The organism is Pseudoalteromonas sp. APC 3495, from assembly GCF_030407645.1.
Taxonomy (GTDB): domain Bacteria; phylum Pseudomonadota; class Gammaproteobacteria; order Enterobacterales; family Alteromonadaceae; genus Pseudoalteromonas; species Pseudoalteromonas tetraodonis.
In genome coordinates this window covers 1-5,048 of the sequence record NZ_JASDDA010000084.1, presented here as the reverse complement: position 1 = coordinate 5,048, position 5,048 = coordinate 1, and the positions used below count along the sequence as shown (strand labels likewise).

The window sequence follows — 5,048 nt, the reverse complement described above, 5'->3', positions numbered from 1 at the left end:
GCTATCAGCTATCAGCTATCAGCTATCAGCTATCAGCTATCAGCTATCAGCTATCAGCTATCAGCTATCAGCTATCAAAAATTGAATAACTAGAACATTAGGTCAAGTTATTGTTTTAGGTTTTAGGAACTTTAGCTCGTCCCTCGTAACACCAAACCTGCTACTACATTTGCGCGGCATAAAGCCCCGTTTACAAAACCATTTTGAACCACAGAGTACACCGAGGCGCTGCGCGCTACACAGAGAAGAAAAGCTTATATTGATAAAAGCCTTTAACTTTGATCTCTTCCTCTGTGTTCTCTTTACCCTCTGTGGTGAATAAAATCACTAACAGACGCGACATAAAGTCGCTGCTACATAAGCGCGGGATAAACCCGCGCTACATTATATTAAATACCGCTTATGGCTGCTACTGCTACACCTAGTTGATATAGAATCTGTGTTGCGGTGCTCCAAAGCGTTAGCTTATCCATATGGCCTGCATCTAGTGGGACAACAATGGTATCGCCAGGTTCAAGTTGGTTTGAGTTATTAACTGCAAACCAGTTGCCGGTATTTGGTATTTTTACTGAGCCGTTGGCTTTTATAATGTAAATACGGTCATCAGCAGCGCGCTCTTTTAAGCCACCGCTTAGGTCTATATATTCGTCTACGCTTATACCTGCTTTATATAGGTGCGATGTAGAGTAATTAACCTCACCTATTACGCTAATTGAGTCGCGTTCACTCGGTACATAAAGTACATCGCCATCTTGCAGTACTAGGTTTTGCTCATTGTTAACAATAAGCGGTAAATCTATAACTAAACGGCCTACGGCATCTACGTTTGCTAAATCCTTCAAAAGCTTATTCATTTCATCGTAAGTAAGTGTGTTGCTACTAACTGAACTTTGAAAGCTTTTTGATGCTATATCACGGCGAAGCTCGGTAGATAAACGCGCTAGCTGTTGTTGCTCTTGCTTTTTAATCGATTGGCGAGTAAATACAGCGGCATTGGTTGCTGCAAACTGTGAAAAACCACCTGCGCGCTCAAGTAAGTTACTTAAGGTTTCGCCACGGCGAATAGTGTAAGTCCCTGGGAATTTAAGCTCACCTTTAAGCTCTACCTTTAAGTTTTCTTGCCAATTTGGTATAGCAAATATATTTACGCTGTCTTTACTTTGTAATGAAATATTAGATGCTGTTTTACCTTGCATGGCGCTTTTAAGGTCAAACTTAATATGCTCAATGTTTGATACATCGTTATTGGCAATTCTTGTTACTTCTGCTTGTTGTGTATAAGCCGACTCTAACAAGCCACCCGCTGCAGTAATTAGGTCTTTTACTTCACCGCCTTCCATTAACGGGTAAATGCCTGGGTACATTACACTGCCGCTAATTTCCACTATTTGCATCGCCTGCATTACACCGGCCTGCTGCTCTAACTTAGCAATTACGGGTTTAAGTAAATTATGGCGGCTAAACAACGCATAACTTTGCGCATTTTCTTCTTGCTCTTTAAGCTTTTTCTCAAGCATTTCCGCCATGCTTAAATTTGGATTTACCTCTTCAAACTCTGACTTTTTAACCGCCACACCAACGTATTTTTCAAACTCTTTTTGTTGGTATTCATGCCAAAGCTCTGCTTTGCGTTGTTGATCTTGCTGCTCTTTAGTTAACGCTAAATTTGCAAGCGCTATTTCTTCTAAAGTTTTTTCTTCAAAACGACTGAATACAATAATTTTATCGTTAGGGTTAAGTTGTAAGTTGTTCTCAGTATTTTTTGTAATGGCTTTTGCTAAATCAAACTGGTGAATTTCAATATCACCATTTACGTTGGTTTCGCGCACTACTAGCGCATAATCTAAATCGGCCTGTGGTAGTAAGTCACCACGTACTGAGCCTAATATGTCTGAAATACGTTTACCCTTGTACCACTGGTAATTACCTGGGCGTACTACAGCACCAATTAAACTAATTGAAGTTTGGTATTGCTCACCAATCGCGCTAAAGCGAATACGATCGCCATCTTTTGGAATGTAGTTAACTTGCTCTTTGCTAAAATCTACCGAAAGCACTTCTTTATGTTGGTTATTAAAACGTTCAACTATCACGCTTTTAGCGTAAGCATTTGGCTTGATGCCGCCCGCCATTTTTAATAATTGTTCTGCCGTTTCGCCTTTTTTAAGCTCAAAAATAGCAGGGCGTTTTACTAAACCATCAACGGTTACTTGCTCGCCAACCGACGGTATAAATACCACGTCACCCGGCTTTAAAATAATATCGTTACTGCTATCACCGCGAATAAGTAAATCGTATAAATCAAAGTTAGTAACAACCTTACCACCGCGCTTTACTTGAATATTACGCAGTGAGGCTATATCAGACACGCCACCACTTACAAATAATGCATGCGACACTGTAGTCAATGACGACACACTATAGCTACCTGGTTTGTATGCTTCACCCAATACTAAAATACGAATACTGCGAAGTTTACCAAGCGAGACAAACGCTTTAACACCTATAATCTCTTGTTCAACTTTTACTTTTATTAACTCTTTAACTTCAGCAAAGGTTAAACCAGCTACCTGAACAGGACTTAAGTCGGGAATGTTAATACGTCCTTCCCTATCAACGATGACTTCGTAGCTTGCGCTTTCTTTACCGTAAAAGTTGATTAATAGCTGATCGCCACGCCCCACTAAATACGTATCGGGTACTGCGGCGTTTTCGTTGGGCATGAATGTGGTGGGTTCGCCGGCAAATAAGTCATAACCGAATGGTTTTACCGTGTTATCTTCTGGCTTAAAGCGTTCTTCATCTGTAAAAGCTTGTTCGTCGGCGGTATTACGCTCACCTACTGTGGGTTTATCTTGTTCGTTATTTTTGCCACTGGCATTGCCTGCACCTTCAAGGCTTGAAATATCTACGCCATATTGCTTTGCAAGTGCCTGCTGTTGAGACTTAGGCAACTTTTGAAACTGCTCTAGTTGAGCGGCTGTTGGCGCAAATGCTAATGTGCTAAAGCTACATATAAGTACAAAAGCACTTAATAAATGTTTAATAACGTTCACGAGTAGGTATTTCCCTAGGTCTACAACCAAAATTGGTGAGTATCATACATTATTTATGGGCAAATAAAAAAGGGACTTTAGCCCCTTTCATAGTTTTATTACAATTAATTTACTACTTGATGTTAAAAGCTGTAAACCAATGTTAATGAGGTCTCAGTGTCGGTTGCTTCTTTGTCATCAGCCACATCTGAGTTATTGGTGATATTGTAGGCTACTTTCATTTGTAATGAGCCATTAATTTTAGTAAGTAGCGCAGTTTCTGAGCGAGTTTTGGTATTGGTATCACCATATTCTACCGATACTAACTGGGTAAAACGCGCGTTGTCTGAAATTTTCCAGCTAAAGTCTAATTTACCTAAAGCAATTACTTCGCCTTCGTATTCACCCGCTAGTGAGTTGCCGTTCTCATCAACCTCTTCGCTTACATCTGGGTATTTAAAGTACTTATAACCTGGACCAATTTCAGCATTTAGTTTCATGTTTGACTCGTTTAGTAAACGTAAACCATAACCCGCTGAAATAACCGACTCACTTCGGTATGCACCAAAGTAGTCAGATACGTGTGACCCATAAATAAATAAGTGGGCGTGCTTTTCATTTAACTTGTAATTACCTTGTGCTGAAATAGAGTACTTTTCGTTAGTACGCTGTTTTTCTTTTATGCCGTTTTCGTTCTCTACTTCATCTTCTTTGTAGATGCCGTCTAACTTATACTCGTTATTCCAGCTTTCTAAGTTATGTAATACTTTAATACCGCCTTTTAAGGTCGTTGTTTCGGTATTACCGCTGGTAATAATAGCGCCTACTTCGCTGGTAACTTCCCAGGTTTTTTGCTCATCTTCTGATGCAAATGCATTGGTTGTAGCTGAGGCTGCTACTAATATCGATAAAAGCTTAAGTTTCATTAAAAAATAACCCTGTAAAAAATGTATTAATACCTATTAAAAAGGCAGCGCGCATATTAATAAATCGAATTTGAGCGCAGCCTTAATAAATAAGTATTTTAAAAAATTAGTCTTGCTTGTGTAAATGTACATCCATTTGCGGGAATGGAATGGTAATGTCTGCGTCGTCTAACGCTATTTTAATGTTTTCCATTAACGACCAATATGTTGGCCAGTAATCTTCTGAGTTAACCCACGGGCGCACTATAAAGTTAACGCTTGAATCGGCAAGTTCAGAAACTGATACATTGTATGCAGGATCTTTTAAAATACGCGATTCGTTATCAAGCACTGATTTAAGTACTTCTTTTGCTTTTCGTAAGTCGGCGTCGTAGCCAACACCAATCACAAGATCAACGCGGCGTGTTGATTCGCGCGAGTAGTTAATGATCGCATCTGACATGATTTTTGAATTAGGCATTACAATAACTTTGTTATCGGGTGTGCGCATTTCAGTTGAGAATATTTCGATTTTTTTAATCGTACCGGCTTTACCGCCCGCTTCAACGTAGTCACCTGATTTAAATGGGCGAAGTAGAATAATTAATACGCCTGACGCAAAGTTAGATAACGACCCTTGCAGTGCTAAGCCAACGGCTAAACCTGCCGCACCTAAAATAGCAATGAATGATGTGGTTTCGATGCCAATTTGTGACAGCGCCATTAAAATAGTGGCTGCAAATACAATGGCATATACAATACTAGAGACAAACGATGAAACCGCTTTATCTACTTTTTTCTTGTCGAATGCTTTTTCGGTTAACTTTGCACAAAATTTAGCAATTCGTCCACCAAGTAAAAATATAACAAGCGCTATAACTGCCTGAATACCGTAGTGTAAGATTAAGCCTGAATTTTCATTCAGCCAATTGAGTATTGAATCCATATTAACTCCTGATAGTGTTATTAAGCAGTTTAGCGGTGTTGTTTATTGTATTGTAAATCTTTAATACGTGTTTGCAACAGCGTATTTCGAGGTTCGAGGTTCGAGGTTCGAGGTTCGAGGTTCGAGGTTCGAGGTTCGAGGTTCGAGGTTCGAGGTTCGAGG

3 protein-coding genes are annotated in these 5,048 nt (G+C 39.7%); all 3 read right to left on the bottom strand.

Annotated elements, in window-relative coordinates; translation table 11 throughout:
- Nucleotides 1-389: 389 nt before the first annotated feature.
- Nucleotides 390-3,056, bottom strand: coding sequence for an SLBB domain-containing protein (locus QL984_RS18210; RefSeq protein WP_290173204.1), 2,667 nt, complete (start codon nucleotides 3,054-3,056; stop codon nucleotides 390-392).
- A gap of 122 nt (nucleotides 3,057-3,178) precedes the next feature.
- Nucleotides 3,179-3,961, bottom strand: coding sequence for a DUF481 domain-containing protein (locus tag QL984_RS18205; protein WP_013464005.1), 783 nt, complete (start codon nucleotides 3,959-3,961; stop codon nucleotides 3,179-3,181).
- A 106-nt stretch (nucleotides 3,962-4,067) separates the two neighbouring features.
- The gene (locus QL984_RS18200; protein ID WP_013464003.1) at nucleotides 4,068-4,886 is read right to left on the bottom strand and encodes a mechanosensitive ion channel domain-containing protein; all 819 of its coding nucleotides are present in this window, start codon (nucleotides 4,884-4,886) and stop codon (nucleotides 4,068-4,070) included.
- Between the last annotated feature and the right edge of the window lie 162 nt (nucleotides 4,887-5,048).